This is a genomic window from Edaphovirga cremea (genome assembly GCF_003332275.1).
GTDB classification, from domain to species: domain Bacteria; phylum Pseudomonadota; class Gammaproteobacteria; order Enterobacterales; family Enterobacteriaceae; genus Edaphovirga; species Edaphovirga cremea.
Genome location: NZ_QOVA01000011.1, coordinates 96,171 through 115,420 on the forward strand (window position 1 = coordinate 96,171; position 19,250 = coordinate 115,420).

15 protein-coding genes are annotated in these 19,250 nt (G+C 50.8%); 8 read left to right on the forward strand and 7 right to left on the reverse strand.

The genetic code is table 11. The features are described from left to right. Positions 1-33: 33 nt before the first annotated feature. The 5 genes from nagA to DRI82_RS15620 form a co-directional block, all read right to left on the reverse strand. On the reverse strand, positions 34-1,254 hold the full coding sequence (nagA, locus tag DRI82_RS15600) for an N-acetylglucosamine-6-phosphate deacetylase (RefSeq protein ID WP_114194830.1): 1,221 nt from the start codon (positions 1,252-1,254) through the stop codon (positions 34-36). Further along, complete coding sequence (locus DRI82_RS15605) at positions 1,247-2,599, reverse strand: class-II fumarase/aspartase family protein (protein ID WP_114194831.1); 1,353 nt, start codon at positions 2,597-2,599, stop codon at positions 1,247-1,249. Before DRI82_RS15605 ends, nagA begins: the two co-directional genes overlap by 8 nt. A gap of 11 nt (positions 2,600-2,610) precedes the next feature. Beyond that, positions 2,611-4,182: a PTS transporter subunit EIIC gene (locus DRI82_RS15610; protein ID WP_114194832.1), complete on the reverse strand. Its 1,572-nt coding sequence runs from the start codon at positions 4,180-4,182 to the stop codon at positions 2,611-2,613. 338 nt (positions 4,183-4,520) lie between these two features. After that, complete coding sequence (gene fabF, locus DRI82_RS15615) at positions 4,521-5,795, reverse strand: beta-ketoacyl-ACP synthase II (protein WP_114194833.1); 1,275 nt, start codon at positions 5,793-5,795, stop codon at positions 4,521-4,523. Positions 5,796-5,944: 149 nt separating this feature from the next. Beyond that, positions 5,945-6,565, reverse strand: a complete 621-nt coding sequence (locus DRI82_RS15620; RefSeq protein ID WP_114194834.1) for a TetR/AcrR family transcriptional regulator — start codon at positions 6,563-6,565, stop codon at positions 5,945-5,947. 122 nt (positions 6,566-6,687) lie between these two features. On the opposite strand from DRI82_RS15620, the gene DRI82_RS23890 reads away from it, so the two are divergent. Continuing rightward, a complete protein-coding gene (locus DRI82_RS23890) occupies positions 6,688-6,957 on the forward strand; it encodes a hypothetical protein (protein ID WP_484068167.1) in 270 nt (89 codons plus the stop codon). A gap of 20 nt (positions 6,958-6,977) precedes the next feature. Here DRI82_RS23890 and DRI82_RS15630 read toward each other — a convergent pair whose 3' ends face one another. Beyond that, positions 6,978-7,445, reverse strand: a complete 468-nt coding sequence (locus DRI82_RS15630; protein ID WP_114194836.1) for a DUF3574 domain-containing protein — start codon at positions 7,443-7,445, stop codon at positions 6,978-6,980. A gap of 355 nt (positions 7,446-7,800) precedes the next feature. Here DRI82_RS15630 and DRI82_RS15635 point away from each other — a divergent pair, with 355 nt between their 5' ends. Then, positions 7,801-8,418, forward strand: a complete 618-nt coding sequence (locus tag DRI82_RS15635) for a trimeric intracellular cation channel family protein (RefSeq protein ID WP_114194837.1) — start codon at positions 7,801-7,803, stop codon at positions 8,416-8,418. A 45-nt stretch (positions 8,419-8,463) separates the two neighbouring features. Here DRI82_RS15635 and ligB read toward each other — a convergent pair whose 3' ends face one another. After that, positions 8,464-10,152: an NAD-dependent DNA ligase LigB gene (gene ligB, locus DRI82_RS15640; RefSeq protein WP_114194838.1), complete on the reverse strand. Its 1,689-nt coding sequence runs from the start codon at positions 10,150-10,152 to the stop codon at positions 8,464-8,466. A gap of 280 nt (positions 10,153-10,432) precedes the next feature. Here ligB and gmk point away from each other — a divergent pair, with 280 nt between their 5' ends. From gmk to DRI82_RS15670, 6 genes are all read left to right on the forward strand, one after another. Next, positions 10,433-11,056, forward strand: a complete 624-nt coding sequence (gene gmk, locus DRI82_RS15645; protein WP_114194839.1) for a guanylate kinase — start codon at positions 10,433-10,435, stop codon at positions 11,054-11,056. Between the two features lie 54 nt (positions 11,057-11,110). Next, positions 11,111-11,386, forward strand: a complete 276-nt coding sequence (rpoZ, locus tag DRI82_RS15650) for a DNA-directed RNA polymerase subunit omega (RefSeq protein ID WP_114194840.1) — start codon at positions 11,111-11,113, stop codon at positions 11,384-11,386. 19 nt (positions 11,387-11,405) lie between these two features. Beyond that, positions 11,406-13,511 carry a bifunctional GTP diphosphokinase/guanosine-3',5'-bis pyrophosphate 3'-pyrophosphohydrolase gene (gene spoT, locus DRI82_RS15655; protein WP_114194841.1) on the forward strand — a complete coding sequence of 702 codons (2,106 nt, stop codon included), beginning with the start codon at positions 11,406-11,408 and terminating at the stop codon, positions 13,509-13,511. A 126-nt stretch (positions 13,512-13,637) separates the two neighbouring features. Then, entirely contained in the window at positions 13,638-15,719 is a 2,082-nt protein-coding gene (recG, locus tag DRI82_RS15660; protein ID WP_114194842.1) for an ATP-dependent DNA helicase RecG, read from the forward strand. Between the two features lie 259 nt (positions 15,720-15,978). Continuing rightward, the gene (locus DRI82_RS15665; RefSeq protein ID WP_114194843.1) at positions 15,979-17,370 is read left to right on the forward strand and encodes a nucleobase:cation symporter-2 family protein; all 1,392 of its coding nucleotides are present in this window, start codon (positions 15,979-15,981) and stop codon (positions 17,368-17,370) included. Positions 17,371-17,515: 145 nt separating this feature from the next. Beyond that, a complete protein-coding gene (locus DRI82_RS15670) occupies positions 17,516-19,207 on the forward strand; it encodes an AsmA family protein (protein WP_114194844.1) in 1,692 nt (563 codons plus the stop codon). Positions 19,208-19,250 lie beyond the last annotated feature (43 nt).

Below are 19,250 nucleotides of genomic sequence, written 5' to 3' on the forward strand. Positions count from 1 at the left end.
GCCTCCGAGCGTTGGCCGTTCTGCCACACTAAATTAAACCTCGCTGAGTTGCGTTTGACGAAGCCCGCGACAATAGACATCGACCAGATTCAAGTCGTCATCCAATACCAGAATATCGGCATCCTTGCCCGGACACAGCGTGCCTTTCCTGTCCTCGGCCCCGGCGAGAATTGACGGATTCTCACAGGCGATTCTCGCCACAGAAACCAGCCCTTTATCCAGACGATCGACGATGTTCTTCACTGAATCAAGAAAGTTCATTTCCAGTTGCTTCACCGCCTCATAGTCGCAGGGACAAATATGGCGCGTCTCGCCGCCGTCCGAGACAATCTCCAACTGTCCCTGTTTGATGCGGAACGTCTCTTTGCGCAGGTAGTGATAAAACTCGTAGCCCTCAGGAAAATCCACATAACCCATGCAGTCACTCATCAGCACCATGCGCCGATCGCGCTTAAGACGATAGAGCAGATCAAAAGCCTCAGGCTTAATCGTGATCCCGCTCTGTTTCGCCACTTCCGCATAAGTGTCCTGATAGTACATCAGCGCCCCCACCACGCCGAGTTCGCGGTGGTGAAAACCGCGCATTCCGCTGTAGGCATGGGTAAAGTGATTTAAACCCGCCTCGACTGCCGCCGTGACCTCGGCAAAGGTCGCGTCGGTATGTCCCGCCGAGACGGTAATTCCATGCGCCCGCAGATGGCGGATCAAATCCAGTGCCCCTTCTAGTTCCGGTGCCAGCGTCATCAGTCGGATGTTCTGTCCCGCCAACTTGTTGAAGTGGTCGAATCCCTCGATGCTGGGCCTCTGGAGGCAATCAGGCCGTTGCATTCCGAGATGTTTCTCGCTGATGTAAGGGCCTTCCATATGGATGCCGATGACCTCTGCGCCATCAACTGGCGTCGCCGTGGCGATAAAATCGGCGGCATCCACCAGCGAGGCTTCAAGGAAATCATGTGGCATGGTGCCGGACGTCGGCAGATAGGACGTCACGCCGACCTTGACCAGATCGTGGCTCATCCACTTCAGAGAGTCTTTATTCCCCTTGTAGGCGAAAGAGCCACGTCCCCAGCCATGCACATGAATATCGACGAAGCCGGGCATGATAATCCGGTCGCTGTAGTCGATGCATTCGCCGGAAAAGTGGGTTTCAAACCCACTGATTTTTCCGTCCTGCACCATTAAATAACCGGCCTGAATCCCATCAGGGAACACGATTCTGTTGGACTTAATGACCACAGAACGGTGGTTATCCATGGTTTCTCCCTAGCACCCGATCGGCCAACTCATCGGCCAGCACGGCACACAGCCCGGTATAGGTGCTCGGATCCAACAGTTCCGCGATCTCCTGCGCCGTGAAGTTATCTGCCATGACCGGATCGCTGCTGAGCACTTCGCTGTATTCAAGATGCTCATGCGTACTGCGCATTGCGATGCTGTAAACCAGTTCGTGAGCCGGATCCTTGCCCAGCCGATCCACCAGTTTCATCATGATTTTCTCACTGTTGATTAGTCCGTGCGTCAGCATCACGTTCTCATGCATCCGTTCAGGATTAATCACCAGCGTTCGCGTCAGCTCCTCGGCACGCAGGATAATCTCCGCCATCAGTTCGATACTTTCCTGCAAGCTGGCGTCAAAGATAAAATAGGCGGAGCTGTCAGCCTCAAATGGCCGCGGACACACGTACAGTGCCGCCGTCAGCACCGAATACAACTTTTGCGCGTTGGCAATGATGCCCTTCGCCAGTTTGGGATTGACCTTCTGCGGCATGGTACTGCTGCCAACAGTGCCTTTAGTGAATGCTTCTGACACTTCACCAAATTCCTCACTTGAGGTCTGATAGACCTCTTCAGCGATTTTATGCAGGGTCGTCGCCAGCAGGCACAAATTGGTGATGTACTCAGCGCGGAACACCCTGGCATTGCGCGAAGGAACCAGCATCGAGTGCATACCGAGTTCTTGCGCAACCAGATCCTGCACCGTCCTGCCCGGTTCTCCCGTCGCATGAAAGGCACCCACCGCGCCGCCCATCATCACGGTAAACACCCGTTTTTCCGCCTCCTGCATGCGCTCTACCGCCGCAAGCAGTTCATAGATCCACACCGAAACTTTATAGCCATAGGTGATGGGCAGGGCGTGTTTGCCGTGCGTACGCCCCGCCATCAGGGTGTCTTTATGCGCTTTGGCCAAGCGGGCCAGATTCACCAGCGTGTCATCAACGAACTTCATCAGCTTCTGATGGAATTTTTTCACGATCAGCAGGTGAGCGGTCTGCTGAATATTCTGGGTGGTCACACCGTAGTGAACATACTTACCGCTTTCCGCGTCACAGGCTTTGACCAGCACTTTGATGACCGGAACAAACCCGTGACCAATCTGGCGCAGGAGCCGGTCAACTTCAGCGAGATCGATCCGCTCCAGCCGGCAGTTGGCGGCGATATTTTCCGCAGCAGCAGCGGGAATCATCCCAACCTTTGCCTGCGCCTGAGCCAGAGCGCCCTCTACGTCGAGCCATGACTGCACCCTGGCCTCGTGAGTGAACAGATCCTTCATTCCCTGATGATCGATGGTTTTACTTTTAGAATCATATAGTGCGCGCATGCTGTTCCCTCTTAATGTTGCGTAACACCAGCAAGGTGATCATCTACCGCATTGCGGACAAACTCGACGTGTGGCCCGAAAACGACGTGAATATGGTTGCTGGATGGAATAAATGTCCCCAGCGAGCCCGCTTCTTTCAGTAACTCCATGTTCAGCAACTTCTGATCGCCGAGATCGATACGCAGCCGCGACACACAGTTTTCCACCCGCTTGATATTGCTCTTACCACCTAAACCTTCCACGACCAGCTGTGCCACTTTGTCGTACTCTTTGTTATTCAGCAGAGCACTGTCCGCCATTTCATTCTCACGACCTGGAGTTTTAACATCGAATTTTCCAATGGCGTAGCGGAAGACAAAATAGAACACCGCGAAGTTGATCGCCCCGAGAATAATCAGGTTCACCCAGTGGGTATTTTCGTACATCAATCCGAAGATACCGAAGTCAAATATAGTGCCGCGAATATAGCCAATCGACACTTCCAATATCTGGAGAGGTATAGTTAACAGGCCGCACAATATCGCGTAAACAATAAACAGTTTCGGTGCAATAAACAGGAAGGAGAACTCTAGTGGTTCGGTAATATTACCGAGGAATGCCGTCAGCACCACGGTCAGAATCATCCCCTTGGCAAACTTCTTATTCTTGATATAGGCCATGTGGTACATCGCCAGGCCGATAGCCGGAACGCGGAACAGCGTGGTCAACATTTGTGACGATGCCAGATAGCTGGACAGCGTCGGCATAAACTCATTCCACGCAGGGTGATTCGGTCCCAGTTCAAACAGGATTTTATTCATCGCAGGCAGAATGCCGACGTAGGTTTGTCCATCAATCAGATAGGTACCGCCCGCCTCGGTAAAGCGCACTGTTGAACTCAGAACGTGGTGCAGGCCAAACGGGATCAGCAAACGGTTTAAGGTCATGTAAATCCCGGCACCGATGTTTGGCGCCATCATGATGGTCGAAATGCTCCGCATCCCATAGGTGAAGACGTCCCAGACGAAGGGGATCACCAGTCCAACGGGGATGGTAAAAGCAATCGACAGGATGGCGACCGATTTTTTACCGCTGAAGAAGGCGAATGCCAACGGTAGCTGGAGTCGATAGAACCTGTCGGTGACCTTCGCGGCAAGCAAACCGGCAATGATCCCTCCCAGCGCCTCTATTTTCAGCGTATGTATACCGAGCACCATTCCCTGCCCGACAAGAGCCATACCATCCTTATCGGTGACCAACTGCCCCATTAATTTCAGATGCACATGCATCGAAATCAACAGAGTCAAATAGGCTATTACCGAGGAGAAAACCGCAATTCCCTTTTCTTTCTTCGACATACCATAGGCAACACCCATGGCAAACAATAACGGGATATTCTGGAACACTACGCTGCTGATTAAACCCACTGAAGACAGTATCGCCTTGCAATAGGCATTTCCCAGAAACGGTAGCTTGTCTATCATATACGCCTGACCCAGCGCGCTACAGATCCCCATTAACATCCCTACTGGTGCTAAAACGGCAATAGGCAATAATAGGGAGCGTCCGAATGTTTGTATTTCGTTTTTAAAGTTGGATTTCATTTTCTGGACCCCTGGTTTACTTAACGTCCCTATCAAACAATGCCGATGCTCTTACCATCAAGGCCAAATACTGACTGATTCAAAGCTCAGTTTTTGGCCGTCAAAAAAGAATGACGCGCATCACATTTCTAATAAAAATCCTATTATTCGAAACGATAAATCCCCGTTCCGGTCTTTTTCAGCCAGATGTTGTAACGCAAAAAATCGATCCGAAGAGAGGTAACACAGGAGAGTGTTTCGTACTGATTATTGGTTCAGAAGGGAAACATATTGAATTTCATTAAAAGTGGAACGGTAAAAGAAGCACGGCGCGAAAATCAGCGCCGTGCTCTTGATTATCAATCTTCCCAACGCTTGAGCAGAACACAGGCGTTCACGCCGCCAAAACCGAAACCATTTGAAAGCGCGTAGGTCATTGCATGCGGTTTTGCCTGATTGCCTACGATGTTCAGCCCTTTGGCCAACTCATCGGCATTCTCAAAATTCAGCGTCGGTGGAACAATTTGATCGCGCAGAGCCAATAACGTGAATATTGCCTCTAACCCACCCGCGGCCCCCAACAGATGGCCAGTCGCCGACTTGGTGGACGTGATCGCCAACTGTGGATTGGTACCAAACAGATTACGGATGGCATTCAGCTCACCAATATCACCCACCGGTGTCGAGGTGGCGTGAGCGTTGAGGTGCTGCACATCCTGCGGTTCAATTCCGGCCTGACGCAGTGCCAGACGCATGGCGCGCCCCGCGCCGTTGCCATCTTCCGCACCTGACGTCATATGATACGCATCAGCACTGGTGCCATAACCGACGATTTCTGCCATCGGCGTTGCGCCACGAGCCAGAGCGTGTTCGAGGGATTCAATCACCAGCATGCCCGCTCCTTCGCCCATCACAAAACCGTCGCGATCGCGATCAAATGGTCGTGATGCCGCCTCAGGTCGATCGTTGAATCCCGTAGACATGGCGCGAGCTGCCGCGAAGCCACCCAGACTGACGGTATCAATTGACGCTTCAGCACCGCCGCAAAGTGCGATGTCCGCTTCATCGTTTCTGATCATGCGTACTGCATCACCAATCGCCTGCACGCCTGCCGCGCACGCGGTCACAGGTGCGCCAATCGGCCCTTTGAACTGATGCTTGATCGACACATGACCGGCGGCCAAATTCACCAGAAATGACGGGATGGTGAATGGCGATAAACGTTTGACGCCGCGCTGATCGGTGGTGCGAACCGCATGAGCTATGGCAGGAAAACCGCCAATGCCAGAGCCAATCACGGTTGCGGTTCTTTCCTGCTGTTCCGCCGTTTCTGCCTTCCAGCCTGAATGGGCGATTGCTTGATCCGCCGCCACCATGGCAAACAGAATAAAACGGTCCATTTTTTTCTGATCTTTTGGCAAAACGGCCAAATCAGGATCAAAGCCCGCCAGCGGATCTTGTTCTTTAGTCAGAACTTGTCCGCCAATTTTCACCGGCAAGGTAGCCACAATGTCGTCCGGTAATGCTCTGATACCGGATTCACCGGCCAGCAAACGCTGCCAGATTGTTTCAACATCGCAGCCCAGAGGGCTGACAGCCCCGATACCAGTAATGACTACTCGACGAAGAGTCATAAGGCAATTCCTTCTTTCAGTAAGTTAAGTATGGCCTCAGAGAAAACGCAGCAACGAAATGTTATGCCTGCCGCGAAAACAAAATCCCGCCGGTCATTATGTGATGAATTACGAATTTGTAAACAAGTAACCTTATTTTACCGCAACCATCAACACGCAAGGCTGCGTAAAACCAGGTTGGTAATAGCGACAACTCTCTCTTCGAGTTCTTCCGGCGTCTTTTGTTCAAGCATCAACGGATGTGAAAAGGGGGTCATTGCACTAAGAATAGCCATGCAAACTTCGTCCAGTGGCGTTTTTCGCTCAAACTCCCCAGCTTCACGCCCTTCGACGATTATCCGCTCAATGATGCCATACAGCGCCGCCCGGTGGTTAGTCGCAGCGCACCAGCGGTTTGCTGCGGCAACCGCTGCGATATCATGCAGTTTCCTTTCTTCAAAAAAAAGCTCAAGCCCTTTTTTCATCAATGACTTAAACACATTTCTGAGGCGGGATGTTGCGCTTTGCCCGTTGTCGGCAATGGCAAATAATGTCGCATCAATATGACCCAGATACTGCGCACAGACCGCTTCACCAATCGCCTGTTTGGATTCGAAGAACTTATAGATATACGCACTGGAGACGCCAATACTTTTGCCCAATTCGGCGACAGAGGTTTTCGAATAACCATAGTGGCGAAAATGTTCATTAGCTGCCTTTATGATCTGCTCGCGGCGGTCATGTTCTGCCGGTCCCCTCTGTGGCAAGGCCACCGTCGTGTTGGGATTCATCAGTACCTCCAGGATAGCTTTTAGAATTCTATTGACACAAATAGGTTACGAATGTAGATAATCGTAACCTAAAATTGGAGAAATGTCTCGCTGCCTGGTCTCATTCTCCCACAATGATGCAGATGCTCAAATGCAGCCAGCAAAACGCAAAGGTTGATGGTTACATCACCGAGGTCGCGGTGCAGGATAATCAAGCCGTGTATAGAGGGGATATGGCTAAACTGCACCTGGATTATACGCTGATTACTGCCCCTATTGACGGTATTGTGGGAAATCGCCGCTCAAGGTCGGGGGCTTACGCCTTTCTGGCGAATCGATCTCCGCTGGTTGTTGATGTTCGGGTTGGCATGCTTTGCTTTTTCAATGTGGACTTATCTTCCTCTTCCCATTAAAAACAATTAAATACCCTTAATCAAAACGATACACAGACTGGCACATCAACACGCATGACCGCCTCCTGATCGAAAACCTGCTTGTAGCGAGTTCGCACTGACTCGATGCTTTCATCACTGGCTTGTCCCGGTGCGTGGATAATCATCAACGCCTTACTACTTTCCCTGGCTATTTTGCCATTTTTCCCCATCCATTGTCCCTTGGCATCAAATACGCTCAAACCATCCTGGAAAAGAGGCGTCACCTCCGCATCCACAAAACCACTCCACTCTCTCTGGCTTATGTTGGAACCTGACGGTCGACTCAAACCAAAATAAAGCGTGGTTTGCGTCATCACATCACCTTTGGCGCATTCAATAATCGGCGCAGGTTTTTCAACGCTGACTGTCTGTTTTGCTGGCACGACACAGCCCGCCAACATTAAGCTACCCACCAATACCAACGTACCTGGCAATCCACCGCGTAAAAAATGTAAGGCATTTTTCATTTTATTATCTCGCGCGTTGTTATTGGAAATAACTGTTATCAGGAACCCTCATTTGCAGCGATTAATCATTGCTCTGCATCGGCTTTAAAAATTAGCACTCAGCCTCGAAACCGACAATCAACAGCACATTAATTTTATTTATGTATGGATTTACGAAGGGAGAAATCATTTTTATCATTCATTTTTCTAATCCTAAAAACACATTAAATTTTTTAAAACATATAAATATCAAATGAAATATATAATTTTCACTTAGAATATCTAATCTATTTATCTCGCGTGAAAAAAAGTCAGTCGTCATTATGCAAGGGTAAAACTACCCTGTCGGACTGAATTTACTGTCCAGCGAGCTTTTATGTTACTCAGCGTTCTTTACATTATTGGAATTACGGCAGAAGCCATGACGGGCGCACTGGCCGCTGGGCGTCGTCAAATGGATATGTTTGGCGTAATCATTATCGCTTCAGCCACAGCGATTGGCGGCGGCTCCGTCAGAGATATGCTTTTAGGCCATTTCCCCCTAAGTTGGGTTAAACACCCTGAAAACATTATTATTGTTGCCGTAGCAGCCATTGTTACTACCTGGTTTTCCCCTCTCATGAAACATTTGCGAAAACTGTTTCTGATACTGGATGCGCTGGGGCTGGTTGTCTTTTCCATCATCGGTACGCAAGTGGCGCTGGACATGGGACACGGGCCGATTATTGCGTCAATCTCAGCCGTCATTACCGGCGTCTTCGGCGGCGTATTGCGTGACATGTTATGCAATCGCATTCCGTTGGTATTTCAGAAAGAGATTTACGCAGGTATCGCCTTTGCTTCCGCCTGGTTGTACATCGCTCTGCAACACTTTGCTTTACCGCATAACATGATAGTGATCATCACGTTGCTGGCTGGTTTCACTGCTCGCCTGATTGCACTTCGCTTCCGGCTTGGACTCCCGGTATTCAATTACCAGCACCCAGAGCATTAATAGAAATCACCTTAGGAAAAGGCAGCGGTTTTATTGCTGTCGCCTTTACTTGGAGAAAGCGGCAACCTGTTCTTTAGCAAGATAATCAACTATTGCGCTTACATCCGGATGATGTAAAAAGTCCATCACCTGCGCTGCTCGCTTTTCTCCGATACCCGACTGACTCATCCAATCGGCTTTACTTCTCTTGAGCAAATCGTCCCAGTGCAATCCCTCAATTCTACCCAGCGCAGCGGACGGAAACCCCAATGCAGAGAGCCAGCGCGTAAAGCTTTGCTCGCGGGTCATTTGTAATTGCGCGTAGATCTTCTCCGCTTTTTTGCTGCTTATACCCGGCACCGAGCGCAATGTATCCGGCGTCAATGCAAGCCAACCAACCAGTGAACGTAGCATTCCCTGATTAACCAAAGCACCCCAGGTTTCTTCACCCACACCCTTGATTTGCAATCCATTCATACCACCCAGCCAAAGCAGGCGCGCCAAAAATTGCTCATGGCATGCAGATGTCCACTGGAAACAACTCAGTTCATTAAAAGATGCCGTTTCCGGATAGTCTATTGGGGAGCGATGAGCGATTCGCCACACCACCCGTTCTATGCGGGGAATACCTTGCCCAGCCAATCCCACAAGGACCTGGTCCCCCATAACAATATCCCACTGCTTCAAGCGATCGACGGAACCAATGTTGACTCTCCGCACCCATTTATCATCCAAACGCACCGGTTCAAGATTCAATACAACGGCAGTTTTCCCGGTTCTGCCGAGGGAAAAATCTACGCCTTTCACCTCAGTGATTTGCTGAACAGGGGGATATTTCCAGGCCACCGCCCATTGTGCTGGTCGGTTCTTCCAATACTTTCCTTCTGGTTCCTGAGGCTGGCGAACAACAATGCCATCGGTCACAAAAGGAAGCTCAGAGCGATGCCATTCTTCACGCCAGCGCTCGATCTCTGGCAACGAGTTGACCCGATGGGTAAACGACTCGGTTTGCGGAAATCCCATTTCTGTCAATTGGATAAGCCGCTGCGTCATCAGTTCAGGCCCGCCAGGCCATTCCCAGATAAAAACACCGATATTTTTTAGCGTTTGCGAGGCTTCGCGCTTCATCATCGCTCCGGCAACAATGGAGCGGGCATTCTGCCCACCGCTCGCAGACTGCTGATGACCGGTCATCTTCAAAAACAGTTCTCCCTGAAGAACAGTTTGTGATTCGCTCACAGGGATAGTCTGCGGGATTGCAGGAATCGCGGACGCCTTCTCCGTCCAGTCTTGGCCGGTAAGCCCATTACCACGGCTGACGGCAGAGACCAATTTACCGTGTCGGTAAATCAGGGTAACGGCAACACCATCAACTTTAGGCTGTACCCACAACTCGGTTTTACCCTGCATCCATTTCGCCAACTGCTGGCTATCCGCCACCTTTTTCAAACCTGTGTGAGCAACGGGATGAACAACCGTTCCCTGTTGCGGCAGGAGAGGTTGCGAATCCACAGGTTCACCCAGACAGCGTTGCCAACCTGCCAGTTTATTTCGCAAGCGATCATAGACCTCATCAGTAACAAGGCTTTGCCCTTGCTGATAGTAGGCAATATCCCACTTTTCCAACTGGTTTTTCAGAGTGACGATTTCTTGTGTCATCTGCTGCGGGGACCACGTTGGGCATTGCGCTTGCGCTGGGGTAGACATCAAGACAAAAACACTCACGATTATCAGTAACTGCAGGCTATTACGCATCGTCATCCTCCTGGTGATGGAGCAGTAAACGCTGAGTTGGAGGGGCAAACCAGTTGGAACGGAGAATAATGGAAGAGGCTGCGTAATAATTCTTGGTAATTGCAATAAAGAGGTAATATGTTGGAATATGCCTCGCAATAACGGTTATTTGCGCTGTTTTCAGCGTAAAGCATCCGTTGAAATGTATGTGAACGCTGCAACTGTTGCGGTTGCTGTGTATACTGTGCGGAGAAATCTCTTCTGCATTTGCATATCAACCGTAATCAGCTGAAACGTCATCATGGTCCAAGGCACATTATTTATTGTCTCCGCCCCCAGCGGCGCAGGCAAATCGAGTCTGATTCAGGCTTTATTGAAAACACAACCGCTCTACGATACACAGGTCTCCATTTCTCATACCACGCGTGCACAACGCCCGGGTGAGAATCACGGTGAGCACTACTTTTTTGTATCGCAGGAGGAGTTCTGCCAAATGATCGAGGAAGAGGCTTTTCTCGAACATGCGCAAGTTTTTGGCAATTACTACGGAACATCCCGTCTTGCCATCGAACAGGTATTGTCTACGGGTGTAGACGTTTTCCTTGATATCGATTGGCAGGGCGCGAAACAAATCCGCGAAAAAATGCCGCAGGCCCGCAGTATTTTTATTCTGCCCCCTTCCCGGGAAGAATTGGGTCGCCGCTTGCGTGGCCGGGGTCAGGACAGCGAAGAAGTCATTGCCAAACGTATGGCACAAGCCGTTGCTGAGATGACACATTTCGCTGAATATGACTATTTAATTGTGAATGATGATTTCGCTCTGGCTTTATCAGATCTGAAGACGATTATTCGCGCCGAACGTTTGCGACTGGGTCGTCAAAAACTTCGGCATGACGCTTTAATCACCAAACTATTGGCAGACTGAAGACACTTTCAGTATTATGCCCAGTCATTTCGTCACCTGTGGAGTAGCATTTATATGGCACGCGTAACTGTTCAAGACGCTGTAGAGAAAATTGGTAACCGTTTTGATCTGGTATTGGTCGCTGCTCGTCGCGCACGCCAGCTTCAAACTGGTGGTAAAGATCCTCTGGTTGCGGAAGAAAACGATAAGTTTACCGTTATCGCTTTACGTGAAATTGAAGAAGGTCTGATCAACACCCAGATTCTGGATGTTCGCGATCGTCAAGAGCAGCAAGAGCAGGAAGCCGCAGAGATTCAAGCGGTTACCGCTATTGCTGAAGGCCGCCGTTAATTAGCATTGCGAATATACCTTGTATCTGTTTGAGAGCCTGAATCTACTGATTCAAAAATACCTGCCAGAGGGGCAAATCAAGCGCCTCAAGCAGGCTTATCTCGTCGCGCGCGATGCGCACGAGGGACAGACACGCTCCAGCGGTGAGCCTTATATCACTCACCCTGTAGCCGTGGCCTGCATTCTTGCTGAAATGCGCCTGGATTACGAAACGCTGATGGCGGCGTTATTGCACGATGTAATCGAAGACACGCCAGCCACCTATCAGGATATGGAACAGTTGTTCGGCAAAAGTGTGGCCGAACTCGTTGAGGGTGTATCAAAACTCGACAAGCTTAAATTCCGCGATAAAAAAGAAGCGCAGGCAGAAAACTTTCGCAAAATGATCATGGCGATGGTTCAGGATATTCGCGTCGTTCTGATCAAATTGGCTGACCGTACGCACAACATGCGCACTCTCGGCTCTTTGCGGCCAGATAAACGCCGTCGCATTGCCCGCGAAACGTTGGAGATTTACAGTCCGCTGGCTCACCGCCTGGGTATTCATCACCTGAAAACCGAGTTGGAAGAGCTGGGATTTGAAGCGCTGTATCCCAATCGTTATCGCGTGATTAAAGAAGTCGTGAAAGCAGCGCGCGGCAACCGCAAGGAAATGATTCAAAAGATCCTTTCTGAAATTGAAGGGCGACTGACAGAAGCCGGGATCCCCTGCCGGGTCAGTGGCCGTGAAAAGCATCTCTACTCTATCTACTGCAAAATGCACCTGAAAGAGCAGCGCTTTCACTCCATCATGGATATCTATGCTTTCCGCGTTATCGTGAAAGAAGTCGATACCTGCTATCGCGTACTGGGTCAGGCTCACAACCTCTATAAACCCCGCCCTGGCAGAGTGAAAGATTACATCGCTATCCCGAAAGCCAACGGCTATCAATCCCTGCACACCTCACTGATCGGGCCACATGGCGTGCCGGTTGAGGTTCAGATCCGTACAGAAGATATGGATCAGATGGCAGAGATGGGGGTTGCCGCGCACTGGGCTTATAAAGAACAGGGCGAATCTGGCACCACCGCGCAAATCAGGGCGCAACGCTGGATGCAGAGCCTGCTTGAGTTACAGCAAAGTGCAGGCAGTTCGTTTGAATTTATTGAAAGCGTTAAATCCGATCTGTTCCCTGATGAAATTTACGTTTTCACGCCTGAAGGTCGCATCGTTGAATTACCAGCCGGTGCCACGCCGGTCGATTTCGCTTATGCCGTCCACACGGATATTGGTCACGCTTGCGTCGGAGCCCGCGTCGATCGCCAGCCTTATCCACTGTCGCAATCACTCTCCAGCGGCCAGACCGTCGAGATTATTACGGCGCCCGGTGCACGGCCAAATGCCGCCTGGCTGAATTTTGTTGTCAGTTCCAAGGCTCGGGCAAAAATCAGGCAGATGTTGAAGAACCTCAAGCGTGACGACTCTATTTCATTAGGTCGTCGATTGCTGAATCATGCTCTGGGCAGCGGGCATAAGTTATCTGATATCCCTAAAGAAAATATCCAGCACGAGTTGGTTCGCATGAAACTGGCAACCATGGACGATCTGCTTGCCGAGATTGGCCTTGGTAACGCAATGAGCGTTGTCGTCGCTAAAAACCTGCAGGGCGACCAGTCGAATATCGGCGTGTCAGGCATGCGGAATCTGCCGATCAAAGGTGCGGATGGCATTCTGATCACTTTCGCCAAATGCTGCCGACCCATTCCGGGTGACCCGATTATTGCCCACGTCAGTCCGGGCAAAGGTCTGGTGGTTCATCACGAGTCGTGCCGAAATATTCGTGGTTATCAGAAAGAACCCGAAAAATTCATGGCGGTTGAATGGGATGACCAGGAAACTGAGCAGGAATTTATTACTGAGATCAAGGTAGATATGTTCAATCATCAGGGTGCCTTGGCAAACCTGACGGCGGCAATCAATACCGCAGAATCGAACATCCAAAGTCTGAGTACAGAAGAGAAAGACGGTCGCGTATACAGTGCATTTATCCGTCTGACTGCACGCGATCGCGTTCATCTGGCCAATATCATGCGTAAAATCCGTATCATGCCAGACGTGATTAAAGTTACCCGCAATCGCAACTAATGCATGCTCCGCAACGCCTTATGCCGTTTAGGCGGCGCTGTTAGCAGACTCGCTGCCAGCGCCCACCAGCAAAAGAGCGTCAGATAACTGTGATAGCTGGGCCGGAATACTGGCCACGGAGGCATAATGAAGGGTCGCTTGCTGGACGCAATTCCACTGACATCGCTTTCCGGTGTGGGAGCCAGCCAGGCTGGTAAACTGGCAAAGATTGGTCTGGAAACCATTCAGGATCTCCTGCTGCACCTGCCGCTCCGTTATGAAGATCGCACCCAGCTTTATCCTATCAATGATCTGCTCCCTGGAATATTTGCCACTATAGAAGGCGAAGTTCTGCGTACTGATATCAGTTTTGGTCGACGCCGCATGCTGACATGCCAGATCAGCGATGGCACGGGCATGGTCACGCTACGCTTCTTCAATTTCAACGCCGCAATGAAAAATAGCCTCGCGACTGGTCGCCGCGTTACAGCCTACGGTGAGATCAAACGCGGGACGCATGGCGCTGAAATTATCCATCCTGAATATCGCATTCAGGGTGAAAATGCCGAAGTCATTCTGCAAGAGTCCCTTACGCCGGTTTATCCGACCACTGAAGGTATTCGTCAGGCTACGTTACGCAAGCTCACCGATCAGGCGTTGGCGTTATTGGATACCGTTCCGATAGCAGAACTGCTGCCTGAAGAGTTGGGCAGATCGCTGATTGCACTTCCACAAGCGTTGCATCTTTTACATCGTCCACCACCGGACATGCAGTTGGCTGACCTGGAAAAAGGTCAGCATCCCGCTCAACGCCGCCTGATTATGGAGGAGTTGCTGGCGCATAACCTCAGCATGCTGGCGGTACGTGCGGGTGCGCAGAGCTATCAGGCACTCTCCCTGAAAGCAGACGATACGCTCAAAGACCCATTCCTTGCCGCCCTTCCCTTTCGCCCAACGGCTGCCCAGACACGGGTTGTGGCAGAGATCGAACAGGATATGGCAAAAGATTTCCCGATGATGCGTTTGGTTCAGGGTGACGTGGGCTCAGGTAAAACGTTGGTGGCTGCGCTGGCCGCTCTGCGGGCAATTGCGCAAGGCAAACAGGTTGCGTTGATGGCTCCCACCGAGCTATTGGCCGAACAGCATGCGAATAATTTCCGTCAGTGGTTCGAGCCGCTCGGCGTTGAAGTCGGTTGGCTGGCAGGTAAGCAAAAAGGTAAAGCCCGATTGGCGCAGCAAGAGGCCATCGCCAGCGGACAAGTGTCGATGGTAGTGGGTACCCACGCGATTTTTCAGGAACAGGTTCGTTTTAGTGGATTGGCACTGGTTATCATTGATGAACAGCATCGGTTTGGTGTTCATCAGCGTCTGGCTCTGTGGGAAAAAGGCGAAGAGCAGGGATTTCATCCGCATCAATTGATTATGACCGCAACGCCTATCCCGCGAACGCTGGCGATGACGGCTTATGCCGATCTCGATACGTCGGTTATCGACGAGCTCCCTCCTGGCAGAACACCGGTCACAACGGTCGCCATTCCTGATACCCGCCGTAGCGACATTATTACACGGGTGAAAAATGCCTGTATTGAGGAAGGCCGACAGGCTTATTGGGTATGTACCCTGATTGAAGAATCGGAAATGCTTGAGGCGCAAGCCGCCGAGGCGACGTTTGAAGGACTAAAAGTAGCGTTGCCTGAATTGAAGGTGGCGTTGATTCATGGGCGAATGAAACCCCAGGAAAAGCTGGCCGTTATGGAGGCGTTCAAACAAGGCGAAACGCAACTGCTGGTTGCAACCACGGTGATAGAAGTGGGTGTTGATGTCCCTAATGCCAGCCTGATGATTATTGAAAATCCGGAGCGGCTTGGTCTGGCGCAGTTGCATCAGCTTCGCGGACGTGTTGGTCGCGGGGCCGTCGCTTCCCATTGCGTATTGCTCTATAAAACACCGTTGAGTAAAACGGCACAGAAACGCCTGCAAGTGTTGCGTGACAGTAATGATGGTTTTGTGATTGCGCAGCAGGACTTGGAAATTCGTGGACCTGGCGAATTGTTGGGTACGCGACAAACGGGCAGTGCCGAATTCAAAGTCGCCGATCTTTTACGCGATCAGGCGATGATTCCTGAAGTGCAACGCGTCGCCCGGCATATCCACCAGCTCTATCCAGAACATGCCAGAGCCTTAATCGAACGCTGGCTACCGGAACGCGCACGTTACACCAACGCGTGATCTTCGCTTCCCGCTGGAGTGGGTTTTCCATTCTAGCGTTAAAAAATCAATCAAAACCCTGCAACTCGATGAAATATATATTATTAATCAACAATTTCATCTTGCTCACACGACAAACTAGCCGCTAAAAATAGAGAAAAAGAATAATAACGACTTGGTATATAACGATATGTGTTAAAAACATGGGCAGGCAAACGTTTGCTTTTGTGAAGGGGATCATTAAAATGCCCCCTTTGCGCCTCGGGAAAATGCCAACATCATGAGCTTGCAATCAGTTGAAGAACAACTTAAGCAGTCCGCACCCACTTCGCACCGAAACAGTGAACTGATTTACCGGCTGGAAGATCGCCCTCCTCTACCGCAAACGCTATTTGCTGCTTGCCAACATTTACTGGCGATGTTTGTCGCGGTGATTACACCCGCATTGCTGATTTGTCAGGCGCTTGGCCTTCCGGCACAGGATACCCAACACATCATCAGCATGTCTCTGTTTGCTTCCGGGCTGGCTTCCATTCTGCAAATCAAAACCTGGGGGCCTGTAGGTTCTGGGCTTCTCTCCATTCAGGGAACCAGTTTCAATTTTGTCAGCCCGCTGATTATGGGCGGGTTGGCGCTGAAGAATGGTGGAGCCGATGTTCCTACCATGATGGCAGCACTGTTTGGTACGTTGATGGTTGCCTCGTGCACCGAAATCCTGCTGTCTCGCGTACTGCATCTGGCACGCCGTATCATTACCCCTTTGGTTTCCGGGATTGTGGTAATGATTATCGGTCTATCCCTGATTCAGGTCGGCCTGACCTCGATCGGCGGCGGTTACGGCGCAATGAGCGATCATACTTTCGGCGCACCCAAGAATTTACTGCTGGCGGCAGCCGTGCTGGTCGTGATCATTTTGCTCAACCGTCAGCGTAATCCCTATCTGCGCGTTTCGTCACTGGTGATCGCCATGGCCGTCGGCTATCTGCTGGCCTGGGCCACCGATATGTTGCCCGTTGCACCGCCTGCGCAAGAAAGCTCACTGATTGTCATTCCGACGCCGCTCTACTACGGTCTTGGCTTTGACTGGAATTTGTTATTGCCCCTGATGTTGATCTTCATGGTGACGTCACTTGAAACCATCGGGGACATCACGGCGACCTCAGACGTATCAGAACAACCAGTCACCGGTCCACTTTACATGAAGCGCATCAAGGGCGGCGTATTGGCCAACGGCCTGAACTCAATGCTGTCAGCGGTGTTCAATACCTTCCCAAATTCCTGTTTTGGTCAGAATAACGGCGTGATCCAACTGACCGGCGTTGCCAGCCGCCATGTTGGATTTGTTGTAGCGCTGATGCTGATTGTGCTCGGTCTGTTCCCCGGCGTCAGTGCGCTGGTTCAGCATATCCCGGAACCCGTTCTAGGCGGTGCCACACTGGTGATGTTCGGTACTATCGCCGCGTCAGGCGTGCGCATCGTGTCCCGCGAAACCCTTAATCGCCGGGCGATAATGATTATTGCGCTGTCACTTGCTGTTGGTCTGGGTGTCTCCCAACAACCGCTGATTCTGCAATTTGCACCGGACTGGATTAAAAATCTGTTCTCTTCGGGTATCGCTGCGGGTGGGGTCACTGCCATTATTCTGAATTTGGTATTTCCACAAGAAAAATAAACAGCTGCTGCAAACCCCACCAGTTGCGGTCAGTGAATTGGAACACTGACCGCTTTTTATTGTCCTTAACATGTTAGCCTATTGAGATAATCAACGGTTTACGGCATAAACAGTTGTATAACTCCTGACCTACATGGATTGGACGATGAAATTTATCGGAAAACTGCTGCTGACACTGTTGCTATTGTTGGTATTGGTAATAGTACTGTTATATGTATTGCTACAAACAACCTGGGCATCCGGTTGGATCAGCCGTTGGGTCAGCGACAACAGCGAATATCACGTGTCACTGGGCAAGATAAACCATTCCTTGTCATCGCCAACTGAAATCAGTTTTTCTGACGTTCGTCTCGCTCTCGCCAATCAACCAGAAATATTGAGCGCAGGGGATGTCACACTGGGCTTAAGCTGGCGGCAAATCACTGAGCCGCGCTATTTTGATCGTTTGGTATTACGTGACGGTAGCCTGAATCTCACCTCTCCTGCCCGGCCATTACCGATAAAAGCTGACCTGTTGCAACTGTCGAATATGCGGTTAATCAGTAACAAAGACAGTTGGAAAATCAATGCACAACGCGTTAATGCCGGAATTCAACCCTGGTTGCCTTCTGAGCAGCATCTTTTGGGCAATAACGCCCAGTTCCAGCTCAGTGCCGGGGAACTGACTCTCAATGATATTCCCGCCAGCAATGTTCTGGTTCAGGGTGAGATTCGAGATGATCGGTTATTTCTCAATGATATAGGTGCGGACTTTGCCCGAGGGCAGCTCACTGGCAACGCCAGCCGGGCGCCAGATGGCAGTTGGTTGGTGGATAACCTGCGGCTGAGCAGTATCCGCATGCAAACCTCGCAAACACTCTCTGCATTCTGGAAAGACTTTGAACAGTTGCCCAAAGTGAAAATTAACCGCGCAGATCTGATTGATGCCCGCTTGCAGGGACAGGATTGGGCATTCAATGATCTCGATCTAACGTTGCAAAACATCACTTTCTCCCAAGGAGATTGGCAGACGGATGACGGCTCACTGGCCTTCAACGCCAGCGATTTGATTAATGGTAATCTTCATTTCAGCGATCCCATTGTTGATATGACCCTTAACCAGAAAGGTATTGAGATCAAACAATTGAGTACGCGTTGGGAGGGAGGGTTACTGCGAACGACCGGTAATTGGACGAGGGAAAACCATCGTTTGCAACTCAACGAGTTGGCCGTGGCTGCTCTGGAATACACTTTGCCGGAAAATTGGCGGGCATTGTGGATGGAGACATTGCCAAATTGGCTGGCTGAAGTGGGGATCTCCCGGTTATCCACCAATCGCAATCTGGTGATTGATATCACACCTGATTTCCCGTTCCAGTTAACGGCTCTGGATGGGTATGGCAGTAACCTGCTGCTGGCCCGTAATCATAAATGGGGCGTATGGGCCGGTAAACTCAATCTGAATGCCAGCGATGCAACGTTCAATAAAGTCGATGTGCGCCGTCCTTCACTGACATTGGAAGCCAATGATGGCCAGATTACCTTCAGTGAACTCAGCGCCTTTACCCAAAAAGGGTTGCTTGAAGCCTCGGTGAATATCAGCCAGCAACCGCAGCGCTCTTTCAGCACCACCCTGAATGGTCGTTCAGTGCCGATCAATATATTGCAGAATTGGGGATGGCCGGAGTTACCGTTACAAGGAGAGGGCAATCTGCAACTCAACCTACGTGGGCAAGTGGCGGCAGACACACCGTTCAAATCGACGCTGCGTGGCACGCTGACTGCGACGACCGCGGAAGGGCAGCACGTGACCCAGCAAATGAATAATGGTGTGGTGGCGGGCGCGACAGCCCCTTAAAGGGCACGTTGAGGAGGTGCGGCCTTAAACCCACCTCCTCATA